Consider the following 16,963-nt stretch of genomic DNA (forward strand, 5'->3'; position numbering starts at 1 on the left):
AGCAGGCGCCCCTGCTGCTCAGAACCCGTTCAGGTAAGGCAGACGGGCAACAGTGGCCACCAGCGCGTCGTCGTTGGCAAGCAGCTGGCCGGTGGCGTCCCATTGACCGGTGGTGAGCATCTGCCGCGGCCCGGGCGCCAGCTCAAGGGCCCACACCTGATCGCCGCAACGCAGCTCGGCGGCCTGCACATCCAGCAGGAAGGAGGCGGAAGGGTGGGCGCTGGCATGGGCCTGGATGGCCAGCATCTGCTCGTGGCCGCTGGTGAGACAAGGCAAACCGAGCGCCAGGCCATTGCCGTGGAAGATCTCAGCGAAGCTCTCGCCGATCACCGCCCGGATGCCCCAGCGCATCAGCGCCTGTGGCGCATGCTCCCGGCTCGATCCACAGCCGAAGTTGCGGTTCACCAGCAGCAGCCGGGCACCGCTGTGCTCGGGGCGGTCGAAGGGATGGCTGCCGCCCAGCTCACTGCGGTCGTCAGCGAACACCTGTTCCCCCAGGCCTTCGAAGGTGACGCACTTGAGGAAGCGGGCCGGGATGATCCGGTCGGTGTCGATGTCGTCGCCGGCGAGCACCATCGCACGGCCTTCGACTCTGGGGATCGGGCCGATCGGGAAGCTGCTGGCGCTCACCGCATCGGTGAGGGGGGGCAGGGAAGGGGAAGCGATCACGGCGTCAGGCGGTGAGAGAAGGCTGGCGGGAGGCGGTGGTGCTGGGGCCGGCTTCGGCGAGCAGTTCGCGCACGTCGGTGACGTGGCCGCGGACGGCGGCGGCGGCCACCATCGCCGGGCTCATCAGCAGGGTGCGGCCGCTGGCGGAACCCTGCCGGCCCTTGAAGTTGCGGTTGCTGGAACTGGCGCTGATCTGGCGCCCCTCCAGGCGGTCGGGGTTCATCGCCAGGCACATTGAGCAGCCGGGTTCGCGCCACTCGAACCCAGCCGCGCGGAACAGCTGGTCGAGGCCTTCAGCTTCGGCGGCGCGGGCCACCTGCTCGGAACCCGGCACCACGAACGCCCGGATGCCATCGGCCACGTGGCGGCCACGGGCCACCAGGGCGGCGGCACGCAGGTCGCTGAGCCGGCCGTTGGTGCAGCTGCCGATGAAGCAGACATCCACCGGCAGACCGGCGATCGCTGCGCCGGGGCTGAGGTTCATGTAGCGGTAGGCCTCCTCGGCGATGGGCCGCTCCTGTGGATCGAGCTGCTCAGGGGTGGGCACCGCTTCATCCACACCGATGCCCTGGGCCGGGGTGATGCCCCAGGTGACCGTGGGCGACAGCGTGGAGGCATCGAAGCGCACCTCGTCGTCATAGCTGGCGTCGGCATCGCTGGCCAGGCTCGACCACCAGGCCACCGCCCGCTCCCAGGCAGCGCCGGAGGGGGCCATCGGCCGCCCCTCCAGGTAGGCGAAGGTGGTGGCATCGGGATTGACGTAGCCGCAGCGGGCGCCGCCCTCGATCGCCATGTTGCAGAGGGTCATGCGCTCCTCCATCGACAGGGCCGCCACGGCGGGGCCGGCGAACTCATAGGCATGACCGACGCCTCCTTTGACCCCCAGCACCCGGATCACGTGCAGGATCAGATCCTTGGCATAAACGCCGGAGGGCAGGGCGCCATCCACCCAGATGCGGCGCACCCGCAGCTTGTTCAACGCCAGGCTCTGGGTGGCGAGCACGTCGCGCACCTGGCTGGTGCCGATGCCGAAGGCGATCGCCCCGAAGGCGCCGTGGGTGGAGGTGTGGGAATCGCCGCAGGCCACGGTCATGCCGGGCTGGGTGAGGCCAAGCTCAGGGGCGATCACGTGCACGATTCCCTGCCGGCCGCTGCCGATCCCGTGCAGGGGAATGCCGTGGGCGGCGCAGTTGCGCTCCAGATTCACCAGCATCTCCTCGGCCAGGGGATCGGCGAAGGGGCGGGCCTGGGAGGTGGTGGGCACGATGTGGTCCACCGTGGCGACGGTGCGCTCCGGGTGGCGCACCCCCAGGCCGAGATCCCTCAGGGCGGCGAACGCCTGCGGGCTGGTGACCTCGTGGATCAGATGAAGGCCGATGAACAACTGGGTGGAGCCACCCGGCAGTTCCGCCACGCGGTGGAGATCCCACACTTTGTCGTAGAGGGTGCCGGCGCTCACCGTTTGTCCCCAGGGGTCTGACGACACCCTAAAACCGAGCCGTGCGGGCGGTCGGAATCAGGCGGGCGCGATGAGCTGCAGCCGCAGGCGGTTGAGCGCCTCCCCGGCGGTGACGGCCTGGATCCAGGCGCGGCCCCGGGAGCTGCCGAAACGCACCGCCTCACTGCGGCTGCCCTGCGGGCCCGCCAGGCCGATGTGCACCAGGCCCACCGGCTTCTCGTCGCTGCCACCGCCCGGGCCGGCGATGCCAGTCACCGACACCGCCCAGGTGGCGCCGGTGCTGCGGCGCACCCCTTCCGCCATGGCCAGGGCCACCGGATCGCTCACCGCGCCATGGCGCTCAAGGGCGGCGGCGGTCACCCCGAGCAGGTGCTCCTTGATCGTGTTGGCATAAGCGATCACCCCACCGAGGAACACATCGGAGGCGCCGGGCACGGCCGCCAGAGCAGCGCCGATGCCGCCGCCGGTGCAGCTCTCCGCCACCGCCAGGGTTTCCCCACGGGCCCGCAGCAGCGCCAGCACCACCGAGGCCAGCGATTCCTCGTCGGCGCCGAAGCAGAGGGTGCCGGTGCGGGCGCGCAGCTCCGCCTCCAGCGGCGCGAGCAACGCCGCCGCCTCGGCGGTGCTCGCGGCCCGGGCCGTGAGGCGCAGCTTCACCTCACCGGTGCCGGCATAGGGGGCCACAGTCGGGTTCTCGAGGGCCAGCAGATCGGCCACCTGCTCGGCCAGTGTGGATTCGCCGATGCCCCAGAAACGCAGCAGCCGGCTCTGGAAACAGGCCCCCGCCAACCCCTGCTCCCGCAGCCAGGGCACGGCGCTCTGCTGCCACATCGGCCTCAGTTCGCTCGGCACCCCCGGGAAGGTGAGCACGGTGAAACCCGGCTGGATGTGGCCGTCTGGCAGGGAGGTGGCCGGCGGACTCCAGAGCATCCCCGGCGCGGTACCGGTGGGGTTCGGCACCACGCGGGCGCCCTCGGGCAGCAGCGCCTGGCGGCGGTTGCTGGCGGCCAGCGGCCGACCCCGGCCGGCCAGCTTGGCCTGGATGTCTTCCCACACCTGCGGCACCTCCACCAGCGGCGTGCCGAAAGCGGCGGCGATCGCCTCCGTGGTGAGGTCGTCGGGGGTGGGGCCGAGGCCACCGGTGCAGATCAGCAGACGGCTGCGGGCCGCGGCCTCCCTCACCACCTCGATCAGCCGCTCGCGGTTGTCCCCCACCACGGTCTGGCGGAAATGCGGAAGGCCGAGGGCAGCGAACTCTTCGGCCAGCCAGCGGGCATTGCTGTTGAGGATGTTGCCGAGCAGCAGCTCGGTGCCGATGCAGAGCACCTCGGCCGCGGCCCTGTCACCGTCGCCCATCTGCGCACCGCCCACTGGCTGAGAGCTCATCGGTTCAGCATCATCCCGGCCAACCCAGGCTGGCGGCGCCGGCGCTCAGCTGGGTCGGTTGCCGCCGCCGTCGCAGGGGGGAGCGGGCAGCTGGGCCGCGAGGTGGCTGCGCGACCCCATCACGGCGCCGATCAGGATGGCGGTGGCGATCGCCAGCCAGAGGAAGCGCATCTCCACGTTGGCGGCTACCAGCGCCAGGGTGGCCAGCCATTGGGTGAAGGCATAGATCAGCAGCACCGTGCGGCGATGGCTGAAGCCGGCCCGCAGCAAGCGGTGGTGCAGGTGGCGCCGGTCGGGATAGAAGGGGGAATGGCCCTCGCTGAGCCGGCCCATGATCACCGCCGACATGTCCGCCAGGGGCAGCGACAGGATCAGCAGCGGAAACAGCAGGCTCACGGTGGTGAGCCCCTTGGCCGGCCCCACGATGCTGATCGCCGCCAGAGCGAAGCCGAGGAAGTAGGAGCCGCCATCGCCCATGAAGATGCGGGCGGGGTTGAAGTTGTGGCGCAGAAAACCGAAGCAGGCCCCCGCCAGCGCGGCGGCCAGCAGCCCGGCGGCGCTCTGCTGCAGGCTGAAACTCACCGACAACAGACCGATCGCGGCAATGCCGCCCACGCCCGCGGCCAGCCCGTCGAGGCCGTCGATCCAGTTGATCGCATTGGTGATGCCCACCAGCCAGATCAGCGTGGCCAGCAGGCTCAGCGCATCGGGAAGCACGAGGCTCGCCGGCGGCTGGCCGAACAGGCCGAACGGCAGATCGATCGCGCCGATGCGCACGCCCTGGCTCCAGACCACCATGGCCACGGCCACCTGACCCGCAAGCCGGGGCAGGGGCGGCAGGGCGAACAGGTCGTCCGCCAGGCCGATCACGAAGAAACAGAGCGAGCCCGCCAGCGTCGTCCAGATCAGCTGGTCTTTCGCGGGCGAGAGGGTGCCGAAGCCCCCCAGCGCCCAGATGCAGGTGAGCGCCAGCGAGAACCCGAGCACCATGCCCACCCCGCCCAGCCGCACCATCGGGATGCTGTGCTGCTTGCGTGAATCGGGCGGGTCGAACAGACCTAACCGCAACCCGAGCCGCCGCACCAGCGGCACCACCAACGCCGTAAGCAGGGACGCGACACCGAAGGTGACGAAGGCCGCGATGACCGGGTTGCGGAGAAGACTCACGACTGCGAAAGGCTTCTCAGCTGAAGGCTCAGGGCGTGGCTGGGGGGATGGAACGCCGACAGCGCACAGGCCAAGGCGGGATGGTTCATCACAGGGTGAGCCATGGGCCTGGTTGTCCTGGCGAGCAGCTTAGGGAGGAGGGGCAGCTCAGACCGGCTGGGCCACGCGGACCGGGCCGTACAGGGGGAAACGCGAGCACAGCGCCCGGACCCGCTCGCGGCAGCGCAGTTCCACCACGGCGTCCTCGGGATGGAGCAGGCGATCCGCGATCACATCGGCCACTTCCACGAACGCCTCGGCATCGAAGCCACGGGTGGTGAGCGCTGCGCTGCCAACGCGCAGGCCGCTGGTGACGAAAGGCGATTCGGGGTCGAACGGCACCGTGTTCTTGTTGGCGGTGATGTTCACATCGCTCACAAGCAGGTCGGCGACCTTGCCGGTGAGGCCCACCGAGCGCAGATCGAGCAGCACCAGGTGGTTGTCGGTGCCTCCCGACACCACCCGGATGCCGCGTTCCATCAACCGGGCCGCCATCGCCTTGGCATTGACCACCACCTGCTGGCTGTAGGCGCGGAAGGCCGGCTGGAGGGCTTCGCCGAAGGCCACGGCCTTGGCGGCCACCACATGCTCCAGGGGGCCGCCCTGGCTACCGGGGAACACGGCCTTGTCGAACTGCCGACCGAAGGCGGCATCACCGGTGAGGATCAGGCCACCGCGAGGGCCGCGCAGGGTCTTGTGGGTGGTGGTGGTGACCACATGGCAGTGGGGGACAGGGCTGGGGTGCACACCTGCGGCCACCAAACCGGCGATGTGGGCCATGTCGGCCAGCAGATAGGCGCCCACCTCATCGGCGATGGCGCGGAAAGCGGCGAAATCGATCGTGCGGGGGTAAGCGGAATAACCGCAGATGATGAGCTTGGGCCGGTGCTCGAGCGCCAGCTCGCGGATGTGGGCGAAATCGAGCTGTTCGGTGTCGGGGGAAACGCCGTAGTGCACGGCCTTGAACCACTTGCCCGACACGTTCACAGGAGAGCCGTGGGTGAGGTGGCCGCCGTGGGAGAGGTCCATGCCCAGGATCGTGTCGCCCGGCTGCAGCAGAGCCAGGAACACGGCGAAGTTGGCCTGGGCGCCGCTGTGGGGCTGCACGTTCGCCCAGTCGGCGCCGAACAGCTGGCGGGCGCGGGCGATGGCCAGCTCCTCGATCGCATCAACGTGCTCGCAGCCGCCGTAGTAGCGCTTGTGGGGCAGGCCCTCGGCGTACTTGTTGGTCAGCACCGAGCCCTGGGCTTCCATCACGGCCCGGGACGTGAAGTTCTCGCTGGCGATCAGCTCGAGATGGTGCTGCTGACGCTCCTGCTCCTTGCCGATCAGGGCGGCGATGGCGGGATCGCCGCTCGCCAGGGAATGGTTGAGGGCCTCGCCGCTGGAGTCCGTCATCGATCGGTACGTCGCCTGATGGAACGGATCGTAGGAAATCGACCCACCCGCAGGGCTGCTGGCACGGAAGCGCAAAAAAAACCGCCCGGGTGGGCGGTGAGAGGAAACGAAAACGGGAAACGTTGAAAGCGCGCCTGGAGAGATTCGAACTCCCGACCCTCTGATCCGTAGTCAGATGCTCTAATCCGCTGAGCTACAAGCGCTTGCCCACACATTCTCACCGCACGGAGGGCCCTTCCGTCAACAGGCCCAGGCCCTGGGGCCACAATCGAGGCAGCTTCCTGCGGCGGCTCACCGCGCAACAACCATGCCGATCCGCTGGTACGGCCCCGCCGATCCCACCGACCCCACCTACCGCCACTTCGAGCGGATCGTGAACCTCACCCTGCACGGCATGGCCTTCGCCGCCATCAACAGCGGGCTCTGGGTGGTGCAGGGTCTGCGCCACCCCTGGAACCATCTGGGCTGGCTGAGCCTGGGCTGGGGGGGGCTGTGGCTGGTGCATCTGTGCGTGGTGCTGAGCCGGCGACCGCCCGCTTCCGATGGGGCTACACCATGAGCAGTTCCCCTTGCCCCCTGCGGCCATGACGCTCTCGGCCACCGAGATCGAAGACCTCCGCCAGGCCCTCGCCGAGCGGCTCTACCTGCAGATCGCCGGCTGGCATCTCTATCTGGGCGATGCGGGCCTCGATGGCCCGTTGGCGATCGAATGTGCCGCCCGGCTGGACCAGGGGGCCGGGGTGTGCGCCCGCCAGGCGCTGGAGGCGGTGCAGGTGCCGATCGGTGGCGGCTCCAGCCGCCTGCCGCTGGCGCGGCTGATCCCCCCTGGGCAACTGCGCGACCTCGAAGATGTGCTCGACGGCTTCAGCCACTGAAGTTCGGCGACAAGCCGGGCGCAAAGGCAAGGCTGCGCATAAGGTTGCTGCCACCGCAGGCGCCGGATGCTGGTCATCGAGGTCACCAACGCCCGCGAGGTGGTCCGTCAGCGCATCGGCCGTCTGGGTGGGCGGCTGATCGGCAAGGTGGTCGACGCTGAAGCCCAGGTGGAGAAGGCCTTGATCCAGGAGCTGGAAACCGCCTTCCGCGAGTTCGGCATCGAAGCCCGCATCTTCTCGATCGACGGGCCCACGATGGTGGGCCGCAGCCACATCGAGGTGCCCGTTCAGGTGCGGGAGGAACGGCAGGTGCGGCTCAAGAGCGGCGCCTGAGCCGCTGCAGCACCTGCTGGCTGAGCTGGCGCGCTTCCGGCACCCCGGCCGAGGTGGCCAGCACCCCGTAGACCACGAAGGCCAGGGAAGCACTGAGCCCGCACTCCAGCAACTGGCCGATCAGGCCGGCCGGCCAGGGCACGCCGATTGAGAGCAGCCAGGCAACAAGACCGGCCCCCACTGCCGCCAGCAGCAACAGCAGGCTGTCGCGGCCCCACTGACGCAGGGGCAGCTGGCCGAGGCGATTCTGGAGGGCGAGCAGCAACCCCAGGCAGGTGAGCACGTTGACAGCGACGGTGGCCATCACCAGCCCAGCAGCGCCGGAGTTGATCGCCGGCAACTGCAGGCCCCAGGGAGTGGGCCCTCCGACGAACAACCAGCAGAAGACCACGTTGAAGCCGATCCCGGCCAGGGAGAAACGGAACGGTGTGGTGCCATCACCAAGGGCATAGAAGACGCGCACGATCACGTCGCGGCCGAGGTAAGCGGGCATGCCCACCCCATAGGCGATCAGCAGGCTGGTCACCAGCTGGGCCGCCTCCACGTCGAAGGCTCCCCGCTTGTAGATCAAGGCCACGATCGGGCCGGCCAAGCCCACCATCAAGGCCCCCAACGGCAACATGCTGGCGTTGGAGAGCATCAACCCCTGACGGATGCGGCCCACCAGGGCTGGCCGGTCGGCCGGGTCTGTGAGCCTGGAGAGCACCGGCAGCAACGGCACCAGCAAGGCGTTCGAGATCAAGCCCAGCGGTGTCTGCACCAGGAGGTTGGCGTAGCCCAGACCGGCCGCCGCACCCACCATCCCCGAAGCGAAGAACAGGCTGGTGAACACATTGATCTGCAACATCCCGGAGGAGAGCGTGGCCGGCGCCATCACCTGCAACACCTCCTGCACACCGGGGTGGTGCCAGTCCCACACAAGCTGGAAGCGATGCAGCCCCTGCTTCGCCAGGGCCGGCAGCTGGATCAGCCACTGCAGTACGGCACCGAGTGTGGTGGTGCCCGCCAGCACCACCCCGCCGAGCACGGCCGTGGCCGGCAGGCCGATCTCCGGGCCTACCAGCCACCAGAGCGCGCCGATGCCGCCGATCATCGCCACGCTGGAAACAAGTGGGCTCACCGAGGGCAGCCAGAAGACATCGGCGGCGTTGAGAGCCCCGAAACCCAGGCCAATCAAGCCAGCGAACAGAGCCATCGGCGCCATCCAACGCAACTGGAGCACGGCGATCGCGTGGCGCTCCCCCTCCAGGCCCGGGCCCACCAGGCTGATCAGCGGATCGGCAGCCAGCACCAGCAGCACGGTCACGCCCAGCAGACCCACTCCCACGAGCGTGTTGATCGCCGCCAGCACGTGGGCCCCCTCCTGGCGCGGCCGCCGGGCCAGCACGCTCACCATGGCGCTGTGAAACGGCCCGTTGATCCCTCCCAGCAGGATCAGCAGAAATCCCGGCAGCACGTAGGCGTAGTTGTAGGCGTCGTAGGCGGCCCCCACGCCGAAGGCGGCGGCGATCACCAGCTGGCGCAGCAGACCTGCCACCTTGCTCAACGCAGTGGCAAGGCCCACGATCAAGGCGATGCGCCGCAGGGATTTCACCATCCGGTATCGACCGCAGGCCCATTCGTTCGGCTGATTCTCCACCGCGTCCCCCCACCCCATGCCACCAGCCCCCAGAGACGCGGCATCGGCCCCCCAAGCGGCCGCCCCCGTACTGCGCTTCGAGCCCTTGGTGGAGGGGCTGCTGCTGCGGCGCTACAAGCGCTTCCTGGCCGATGTGGAGCTCAGCGATGGCGCGGTGGTGACGGCCCACTGCGCCAACACCGGCCCGATGACCGGGGTGCTGATTCCCGGCGGCCGCGTGCGGCTGCGCCACGATCCCCGGCCCGAGCGCAAGCTGGCCTGGACGTGGGAGCAGGCGGAAGTGCCCAGCGCCGACGGCTCCCTCTGCTGGGTGGGCATCAACACCGCCTTGCCGAACCGGCTGGTGCGCGCCACGATTGAAGCCGGTCTGCTGGAGCCCTGGCTGGGGCCGATCGGAGCGATCCGCGCGGAGGTTCCCTACGGCCGCGGGCGCCGCAGCCGCATCGATCTGCTGCTCACGCCCGCCGAGGGAGCGGCCGATTCCCGCCTGATTTATGTGGAAATCAAGAACACCACCTGGAGCCGCGGCACCCTGGCGCTCTTCCCCGACACGGTCACCGAACGGGGCCAGAAGCACCTGGAGGAACTGACCGACCTGCTGCCCGAGGCCCGTGCGGTGCTGGTTCCCTGCCTGAGCCGCGGGGACGTGGACCGCTTCGCACCGGGCGACTCCGCCGATCCCCGCTATGGAGGGCTCTTCCGTACGGCGCTGGGGGCGGGCGTGGAGGTGCTGCCCTGCCGCTACGCCTTTGGGGAGGACGCAGTGACATGGCTGGGCACCACACCGGTGCAGACACATGAAATCTCAGACGCTGTATGCCACTACCGTCTTTGAGCGATCTGTAGCCTTCGACACCACAGGAACACGCATCAGAAAGGAAGTTTGGCGGCCAGGGACGCGCTTCCGAGCGTCATCCACTTCCGACAACCCTCCTGGTCTTTTCTTACATGACCATTGCAACCCAACCCCCTCGACAACGGCGCCCCAAGCGCCTGTCGGAGGCGAGCCTGCTCGAAGCTCCCCCACTGCTGCTGCGTCGCATCAGTGGCATGAGCAGTTCCCGCACCCTCACCTGGATGGCCTGCGTTCCGCTGGCGCTCTTCGGTCTTGGTGTATTCAATCTTTCGGCTCATGCCGCAGAGCTGCCTGATCTCACCCCTGCCTTCCTGATCAACAACCTCTGGCTGCTGATCGCCTCGATCCTGGTGATCTTCATGAACGCCGGTTTCGCCATGGTGGAAGCCGGGCTTTGCCGCCAGAAGAACGCCACCAACATCCTGGCCAAGAACCTGATCGTGTTCGCCCTGGCGGCGAGTGCCTACTGGCTGATCGGGTATTCGCTGATGTACGGCTCGGCCGTGGTGCCCGGTTGGCTCTTCTACGGCAAGGGTGGCCACCTCGGCCTGTTCTTTGATCCCACCGTCACTCCGGCGATGGTCACCGATGGCGCTCTGGTTCCCAGTGTCGACTTCCTCTTTCAGGTGGCCTTCGCCGGCACCTCGGCCACGATTGTTTCCGGCCTGGTGGCCGAGCGCATCAAGTTCTTCGAGTTCGTGATCTTCTCCCTGGTGCTGGTGGGTTTCATCTACCCGATCGCCGGAAGCTGGAAGTGGAACGCCGAAGGCTGGCTCAACAAACTCGGTTTCATCGACTTCGCCGGCTCCACCCTCGTCCACACGGTTGGTGCTTGTGCTGGCCTCACCGGGGCGATCATCCTCGGCCCCAGGATCGGCAAGTTCGTTGATGGCAAAGTCAAGGCCATCCCTGGCCACAACCTGGCCATCGCCACCCTCGGTTGCCTGATTCTCTGGATCGGCTGGTACGGCTTCAACCCCGGCTCCGTCCTTTCCATGACAGAAGCCGTTCCCTACATCGCTGTCACCACCACCCTTGGTGCCGCCGGCGGCGGCATCGCCGGCACGGTGGTTTCCCAGCTGCAGTCGGGCAAGCCTGACCTCACCATGACAATCAACGGCATCCTCGCCGGCCTGGTGGGCATCACCGCGGGTTGCGATGCTTACGGAATGGCCGGTGCCTGGATCGTCGGCTTCATCGCTGGCGCGATTGTGGTTTACTCCGTGAGCATCCTCGACGGCCTCGGCATCGATGATCCCGTGGGTGCCTGGTCGGTTCACGGCACCTGCGGCATCTGGGGCACCCTCGCCGTGGGCCTGTTCAACAAAGACGCAGGTCTCTTCTTCGGCGGTGGCTTCGGGCTCCTCGGCCTGCAGATCCTGGGCTCGGTCTGCTATATCATCTTCGCCCTCGTCACCTCCTGGATCGTCTGGTCCGTGCTCGGCGGTGTCAGTGGCGGCATTCGAGTGACGGAAGCGGAAGAGGAGGAAGGACTCGACATCGGGGAACACGGCATGGAGGCCTACCCCGACTTCGTTTCAACGACCAGCTGAACTGCTCTCACCAAGGTGAGGCAGCTTGCCTGCCCGCTCTCACCCACGGCTCACCCCGTGGGTTTTTTGTCGTCAATGGCTCGGGTCCGCCCATAGAGTCGTCAGCGATGTGGGGCGATGCCGTGGACACCCGTGCCTTCAAGCGCTCGCTGCACCATTCGGAGCGCTACAACCGCCGCGGCTTCGGCCGGGCCGAAGAGGTGGCCGGCAGCCTCGAGCAGGCCTATCAGAGCGCGTTGATCGCCACGATCCGCGAGCAGGGCTATGAGCTGCGCCATGGGCGCCTCACGATCAAGCTGGCCGAAGCCTTCGGCTTCTGCTGGGGCGTGGAGCGGGCGGTGGCGATGGCCTACGAAACGCGGCGTCACTACCCGAGCGAGCGGATCTGGATCACCAACGAGATCATCCACAACCCGTCGGTGAACGACCACCTGCGCCAGATGAACGTGCAGTTCATTCAGGTGGAGGAAGGCGTCAAGGATTTCTCTGAGGTAGGCACCGGCGATGTGGTGATCCTGCCGGCCTTCGGCGCCACGGTGCAGGAGATGCAGCTGCTCAATGAGCGGGGCTGCCACATCGTCGACACCACCTGCCCCTGGGTGTCGAAGGTGTGGAACACGGTGGAGAAGCACAAGAAGCAGGCCTTCACCTCGATCATTCACGGCAAGGTGAAGCACGAGGAAACCCTTGCCACCAGCTCCTTCGCCGGCACCTACCTGGTGGTGCTCGACACCGCCGAAGCCCAGATGGTCTGCGACTACATCCTCGGCCGCGGCGATCGCGAGGCCTTCATGGAACGGTTCGCCAAGGCCTGCTCGCCTGGCTTCGACCCCGACCGCGACCTCGATCGGGTGGGGGTGGCCAACCAGACCACCATGCTCAAGAGCGAAACCGAGGACATCGGACGCATGTTTGAGCGCACGATGCTGGCCCGCTACGGCCCCACCGCCCTCAACGATCACTTCCTGGCCTTCAACACGATCTGCGACGCCACCCAGGAGCGGCAGGACGCCATGTTCTCGCTGGTGGACGAACCACTGGATCTGCTGGTGGTGATCGGCGGCTACAACTCCTCGAACACCACCCACCTGCAGGAGATCGCCATCAGCCGCGGCATCCGCTCCTTCCACATCGACACGCCCGAGCGGATCGGCCCCGGCAATCAGATTGAGCACAAGCCCCTGGGCGGCGAACTGGAGAGCGTGTCCCCCTTCCTGCCGGAGGGGCCGCTGAAAGTGGGAATCACCTCCGGAGCCTCCACCCCCGACCGGGTGGTGGAGGATGTGATCCGTCACCTGATGGAGCTGTGCGAGCCCTGAGCACCCTTGACGGCCTCCCTGCCGCCTTGCACCGTGCCACCCGCACCCGTGCCAGCGGCGTCAGCGCCAGGAACGGCAGCACCCAGGAACGTGCCCTTCTCCATGACACGGAGGCATCCCAGCTTGCTGTCACATCGGCTGCGTATCAGCCGGACGCTGCGATTTACGGTTGCCTGTGACAACCAGAAACAGTTCATCCACTCCGGCCTCCGGTAGGTCCAATCCTTTGACCTTCACCCAGCCCCGCCATCTGTCCGACGCTGTCGCGCCCGTTTCCCAGTTACGCAACGGGGACGATGCACGCATCCGGTGCTACACGAGCGTCTTCGCCGACCTGATGGAAATGCGTGCGGAGCCACGCACCGTTGCCACCTACCTCGACCATCACGACGGCTGGTTCCGCCGCTGCGCGGCTCCGATGCAGGTGTTGCCGCTCGGGCACAACGGCTATGCGCTCACCCTGGGCCGCTTCGGCAACTTCGGCTTCGAAGTGGAGCCCACGATCGGGCTGGAGCTGCTGCCACAGAGCGAAGGGGTCTACCGGATCGTGACGATCCCTCTGCCGGAAGGCGACCCCGCCCTGCAGCAGATCTACGACGTGGCCTTCAACGCCTCGCTGCAGCTTGAGCGCGGCGAAGGCGATCAGGCGCTCGCCACCATGGTGCGCTGGACCCTGGATCTGAGCGTGTGGATCCGGCTGCCCGCCGTGATCGGCCTGCTGCCTGAAGGGCTGGTGCAATCCAGCGGCGATCACCTGTTGCGCCAGATCGTGCGGCAGATCTCGCGCAAGCTCACCTGGAAGGTGCAGGAGGATTTCCACGCCACCCATGAGCTCACCTGCCCGCCACGGCGTCAGGCGCGTTTCTGAGCGCCTGGCATTGCGGCCGGAGAGGCCCACAGCGGCTCAGGGCTCAGAATCCGTGTGCCCTCAGCGGCTTGTCCAGATCTTGTTGACGATCTGCATGCCGCTGACCGCTTGCCACAGGAACAGCGACATGACGGTCATGTTCAGGCCCACATGCGCCTTGCGGGCGAGCATGTTGCCCTTCTGCATGGCGGGAGCGAAGGCGGCGGCCACGGCGATCAGGCTCACCATGGAGATGCCCGCCAGCAGGTGCGGCCCCACGAACAGCTTGCCGTTGTTGATGTAGGTGACGGCCATGCCGCCGAAGCTGCCGAGCACCATCAAGGCCAGCACCAGGCTGCCGATCTGGAAGTGGCGCTGGGCGAACTTGCCCTTGATCAACTCCTTGCGCTGTTCCGGTTCAGCGGTGCGGGTCTTCTTAGCCTTCACCCCCAGATAGAGGGCGTAGCCGAAGAGTGCCAGCAGCGCCCACATCAGCAGGGGATGCAGGAAGTTGAGATTGAAAGCCAGGGCGTCCGGCATCGCAGTGAGAACGGTGACGTTGCGAAGCTACAACTCACGGTGTCGTCCCGTCCGTTCAGTGGAGGAAGTGGCGACGTCCGGTGGTGACCATCGCCAGACCGAGCTCCTCGCAGGCCCGGATCGAATCGCCATCGCGCAGGCTGCCGCCCGGCTGGATCACCGCCGTGATGCCATGGCGGGCAGCCAGGCGCACGGTGTCGTCGAAGGGGAAGAAGCCATCGCTGGCCAGCACCGCCCCCCGGGCCGCCTCTGCCGCCGCCTCCAGCGCGAGCCGCGCCGATCCCACCCGATTCATCTGGCCCGCACCGATGCCGAGGCTGGCCCCATCGCTGGCCACCACAATCGCGTTGGAGCGCACATGACGCACCAACCGCCAGGCGAAGCGCAGGTCGTCCAGCTCGGCGGCCGTCGGCGCCCTGCCCGTCACCACCTGCCACTCGGCTTCGTCCACCGGTTGATCGTCAAGGTCCTGCTGGAGCAGCCCACCCAGCACGCTGCGCCACTGGTGGCGGGGGGCCCGGGCGATCGCGGCTGCATCGAGCTCCAGCAGGCGCAGATTGGCCTTGGTGCCCAGCTGCTCGCGGGCCTCCGGGCTGTAGCCCGGTGCCACCACACACTCCAGGAACAGGCCGGTGAGCAGCTCGGCGGCCGCCTGATCCACCGGTGTGTTGAGCGCCACGATGCCGCCGAAGGCCGAGGTGCGATCGGCGTCGAGGGCCCGCCGCAGGGCCATCGCCCCATCGGCGGCGACCGCCACGCCGCAGGGATTGGTGTGCTTCACCACCACGGCGGCCGGCGTCTCAGCGGCCGTGCCCTGGGCCAGGTCGGTGTAGCCGAACTCCCGCACGGTGGCGAGGGCGGCTTCGAGATCCAGCAGGTTGTTCATGCTCAGCTCCTTGCCCTGCAGCTGGCGCGCCGCGCCCCAGCCGGCGGCGGGAGCGGAGAACCAGGACGCCTGCTGGTGGGGGTTCTCCCCGTAACGAAGGGTCTGCTGGAGGGGCAGCTCGATGGCCAGCGACTGGGGCGGCGCAGCGGCCTCCAGGCGGCTTTCCAGCCAGGCGCTGATGGCCGCGTCATAGGCGGCGGTGTGGCGGAAGGCCTCCAGAGCGAGGCGCTGGCGCAGCGCGTCGTCGAGCGCGCCGGCCGCCAGGGCGGCGAGGAACGGTTCGTACTGGGCTGGACTGGTGAGCACGGCCACGGCCGCGTGGTTCTTGGCAGCGGCTCGCACCATCGCCGGACCGCCGATGTCGATCGTTTCCACGGCCGTTTCCCAGCTCACGGCTGGGTCGGCCACCGTTTCACGGAACGGGTAGAGGTTCACCACCACCACATCGATCGGGGGGATGCCCTGCGCCTCGAGATCGGCCTGATGGGCGGGGTCATCGCGGCGGGCCAGGATGCCGCCATGGATGCGGGGGTGAAGGGTCTTGACCCGGCCGCCAAGGATCTCCGGAGAGCCGGTGTGCTCCGCCACCCGGGTGACCGGCAGGCCGGCCGCCGCCAGCACCGCGGCGGTGCCGCCGCTGGAGAGCAGTCGGAAGCCGTGGGTGTGGTGGAGGGTGTGGGCCAGCGCCACCACGCCCTGTTTGTCCGACACACTCAGAAGCGCCGTGGGTGCCATGTCGATCGAGACGCGATTGCCACAACCTACGCAGCAACTCCCCGTTTGTTTCCGCCGCCACCCCTCCGATGCCTACCGATCAGCGTGTCCATGGACCGGCCGAGGCGAAGCGGCGGCTGGTACTGCTGCACGGCTGGGGCGCCGATGCGGATGATCTGATCGATCTCGGCCAGGAGCTGGCCGGCCCTGCCATTGGCCTGGTGGGGCTGCGGGCCCCCGAGCCCCACCCACAGGGCATGGGCCGCCAGTGGTACGACCTGCAGAATCCCCTCTGGCCCGAGCTGGTGGCGGCGGCGAGGCAAGCGCTGCAGCTGCGCCTTCTGCAACTGGGCGAGCAGGTGCCGCTGGAGAACACGGTGCTGCTGGGCTTCTCCCAGGGCGCCGCGATGGCGGTGGATGTGGCCAGCACCCTGCCACTGGCGGGCGTGATCGGCTGCAGTGGCTATCCCCACCCCGACTGGCTGCCCCGAGGCCCCCTGCCCCGGGTGCTGCTCACCCATGGGCGCGAGGATCCGGTGGTGCCCTTTGCCGCCAGCGAGCGGCTGCAGTTGCTGCTGCAGGGCGCAGGCGGGAAGGCTGAGCTGTTGGGTTTCAGCGGCGGGCACAGCATCGATCCGGCGCTGTTTCCGCAGCTCAGAACGTTTCTCCAGGATCAACTCGGCGCTGCACCGGCCTGAGCAGATCCTGGGATCGGGGCCTTGCGGCGGTTATCGCGGGAAGGCCCGCCCCCTGGAGGGCGGCCTTCCCGCAGGGGAAAGTCAGACGAAGGCGTATTCGTACTCTTCCATTTCCTCCCAGTCGTCGGCGGCGCTGGATTCGATGCCGGCAAACAGGTTTTCTTCGCCGATCTCATCGACGATCAGGCGAAGGGAGGGGAACAGGAAGTGGTTCTCCTCGGCGTACTGCGCGCTGAACAGGCCTTTTTCACCCCAGAAGAAGCGGTCGGTGGTGTGCTCGTTGCGGCGCACGTTGAGCAGGGCCGGCGGCACCAGCGCGGATTCGGCGATGAAGCGCCGGGCGGCCGTGACCGGTTTGTGCTCACCGGTTTCGAGGTTGTGGGTGGGCACATGGGCCAACACACGCTGACCGGCAAGACGACGGCGGCTGATCCGCTTGCGCTTCTTCGACATGGAACGACTCCCGAGGGGGAGGAAAGGAGGATGGGTTTTGTGGCGTGCCGAGGCGAGCCACGGCGAATGCGCACCCGGGATGGATGCAGCAAACGGCCAATCAGGGCTGGGCGGGAGCGGTGGTGCACGGGG

17 protein-coding genes and 1 tRNA gene are annotated in these 16,963 nt (G+C 68.0%); 8 read left to right on the top strand and 10 right to left on the bottom strand.

Features of this window, described 5'->3' with window-relative positions; all coding sequences use genetic code 11:
• Positions 1-18: 18 nt before the first annotated feature.
• The 6 genes from CJZ80_RS12125 to CJZ80_RS12150 all read right to left on the bottom strand — a co-directional run bounded on the left by CJZ80_RS12125 (position 19) and on the right by CJZ80_RS12150 (position 6,321).
• Entirely contained in the window at positions 19-669 is a 651-nt protein-coding gene (locus CJZ80_RS12125; RefSeq protein ID WP_255374170.1) for a 3-isopropylmalate dehydratase small subunit 2, read from the bottom strand.
• A 4-nt stretch (positions 670-673) separates the two neighbouring features.
• Positions 674-2,128: a 3-isopropylmalate dehydratase large subunit gene (leuC, locus tag CJZ80_RS12130; RefSeq protein WP_094513601.1), complete on the bottom strand. Its 1,455-nt coding sequence runs from the start codon at positions 2,126-2,128 to the stop codon at positions 674-676.
• 57 nt (positions 2,129-2,185) lie between these two features.
• Positions 2,186-3,514 carry a competence/damage-inducible protein A gene (locus CJZ80_RS12135; protein WP_233133067.1) on the bottom strand — a complete coding sequence of 443 codons (1,329 nt, stop codon included), beginning with the start codon at positions 3,512-3,514 and terminating at the stop codon, positions 2,186-2,188.
• Positions 3,515-3,559: 45 nt separating this feature from the next.
• On the bottom strand, positions 3,560-4,681 hold the full coding sequence (locus CJZ80_RS12140; RefSeq protein WP_094513604.1) for an MraY family glycosyltransferase: 1,122 nt from the start codon (positions 4,679-4,681) through the stop codon (positions 3,560-3,562).
• Between the two features lie 147 nt (positions 4,682-4,828).
• A complete protein-coding gene (glyA, locus tag CJZ80_RS12145) occupies positions 4,829-6,118 on the bottom strand; it encodes a serine hydroxymethyltransferase (protein WP_094513607.1) in 1,290 nt (429 codons plus the stop codon).
• Between the two features lie 129 nt (positions 6,119-6,247).
• Positions 6,248-6,321, bottom strand: a tRNA-Arg gene (locus tag CJZ80_RS12150).
• Between the two features lie 104 nt (positions 6,322-6,425).
• On the opposite strand from CJZ80_RS12150, the gene CJZ80_RS12155 reads away from it, so the two are divergent.
• The 3 genes from CJZ80_RS12155 to CJZ80_RS12165 all read left to right on the top strand — a co-directional run bounded on the left by CJZ80_RS12155 (position 6,426) and on the right by CJZ80_RS12165 (position 7,326).
• Positions 6,426-6,677: a hypothetical protein gene (locus tag CJZ80_RS12155; RefSeq protein ID WP_094513610.1), complete on the top strand. Its 252-nt coding sequence runs from the start codon at positions 6,426-6,428 to the stop codon at positions 6,675-6,677.
• Between the two features lie 25 nt (positions 6,678-6,702).
• Positions 6,703-6,993 carry a DUF3181 family protein gene (locus tag CJZ80_RS12160; protein ID WP_094513613.1) on the top strand — a complete coding sequence of 97 codons (291 nt, stop codon included), beginning with the start codon at positions 6,703-6,705 and terminating at the stop codon, positions 6,991-6,993.
• 66 nt (positions 6,994-7,059) lie between these two features.
• Positions 7,060-7,326: a cytochrome-c oxidase gene (locus CJZ80_RS12165; RefSeq protein WP_094513616.1), complete on the top strand. Its 267-nt coding sequence runs from the start codon at positions 7,060-7,062 to the stop codon at positions 7,324-7,326.
• On the opposite strand, the gene murJ is transcribed toward CJZ80_RS12165, so the two are convergent.
• Entirely contained in the window at positions 7,310-8,923 is a 1,614-nt protein-coding gene (gene murJ, locus CJZ80_RS12170; RefSeq protein WP_094513619.1) for a murein biosynthesis integral membrane protein MurJ, read from the bottom strand. The two genes, CJZ80_RS12165 and murJ, sit on opposite strands and share 17 nt — an antisense overlap.
• Before the next feature lie 58 nt (positions 8,924-8,981).
• Here murJ and sfsA point away from each other — a divergent pair, with 58 nt between their 5' ends.
• The 4 genes from sfsA to CJZ80_RS12195 all read left to right on the top strand — a co-directional run bounded on the left by sfsA (position 8,982) and on the right by CJZ80_RS12195 (position 13,561).
• On the top strand, positions 8,982-9,800 hold the full coding sequence (sfsA, locus tag CJZ80_RS12175; protein ID WP_094513622.1) for a DNA/RNA nuclease SfsA: 819 nt from the start codon (positions 8,982-8,984) through the stop codon (positions 9,798-9,800).
• A gap of 113 nt (positions 9,801-9,913) precedes the next feature.
• The gene (locus CJZ80_RS12180; RefSeq protein ID WP_094513624.1) at positions 9,914-11,374 is read left to right on the top strand and encodes an ammonium transporter; all 1,461 of its coding nucleotides are present in this window, start codon (positions 9,914-9,916) and stop codon (positions 11,372-11,374) included.
• 122 nt (positions 11,375-11,496) lie between these two features.
• Positions 11,497-12,693: a 4-hydroxy-3-methylbut-2-enyl diphosphate reductase gene (locus CJZ80_RS12185; protein WP_094513955.1), complete on the top strand. Its 1,197-nt coding sequence runs from the start codon at positions 11,497-11,499 to the stop codon at positions 12,691-12,693.
• 226 nt (positions 12,694-12,919) lie between these two features.
• Positions 12,920-13,561, top strand: a complete 642-nt coding sequence (locus CJZ80_RS12195) for a DUF1997 domain-containing protein (RefSeq protein WP_233133068.1) — start codon at positions 12,920-12,922, stop codon at positions 13,559-13,561.
• A gap of 60 nt (positions 13,562-13,621) precedes the next feature.
• Here CJZ80_RS12195 and CJZ80_RS12200 read toward each other — a convergent pair whose 3' ends face one another.
• The gene (locus CJZ80_RS12200; RefSeq protein ID WP_094513628.1) at positions 13,622-14,080 is read right to left on the bottom strand and encodes a DUF4079 domain-containing protein; all 459 of its coding nucleotides are present in this window, start codon (positions 14,078-14,080) and stop codon (positions 13,622-13,624) included.
• A 55-nt stretch (positions 14,081-14,135) separates the two neighbouring features.
• The gene (gene purH / locus CJZ80_RS12205) at positions 14,136-15,701 is read right to left on the bottom strand and encodes a bifunctional phosphoribosylaminoimidazolecarboxamide formyltransferase/IMP cyclohydrolase (protein ID WP_094513630.1); all 1,566 of its coding nucleotides are present in this window, start codon (positions 15,699-15,701) and stop codon (positions 14,136-14,138) included.
• Positions 15,702-15,769: 68 nt separating this feature from the next.
• Between purH and CJZ80_RS12210 the strand changes: the two genes are divergently transcribed.
• A complete protein-coding gene (locus CJZ80_RS12210; RefSeq protein WP_094513633.1) occupies positions 15,770-16,378 on the top strand; it encodes an alpha/beta hydrolase in 609 nt (202 codons plus the stop codon).
• Between the two features lie 81 nt (positions 16,379-16,459).
• Here CJZ80_RS12210 and CJZ80_RS12215 read toward each other — a convergent pair whose 3' ends face one another.
• Positions 16,460-16,831: a DUF3155 domain-containing protein gene (locus CJZ80_RS12215; protein ID WP_094513636.1), complete on the bottom strand. Its 372-nt coding sequence runs from the start codon at positions 16,829-16,831 to the stop codon at positions 16,460-16,462.
• Positions 16,832-16,963: the final 132 nt, after the last annotated feature.

Origin of the sequence: Synechococcus sp. MW101C3 (genome assembly GCF_002252635.1) — a bacterium.
GTDB lineage: Bacteria > Cyanobacteriota > Cyanobacteriia > PCC-6307 > Cyanobiaceae > MW101C3.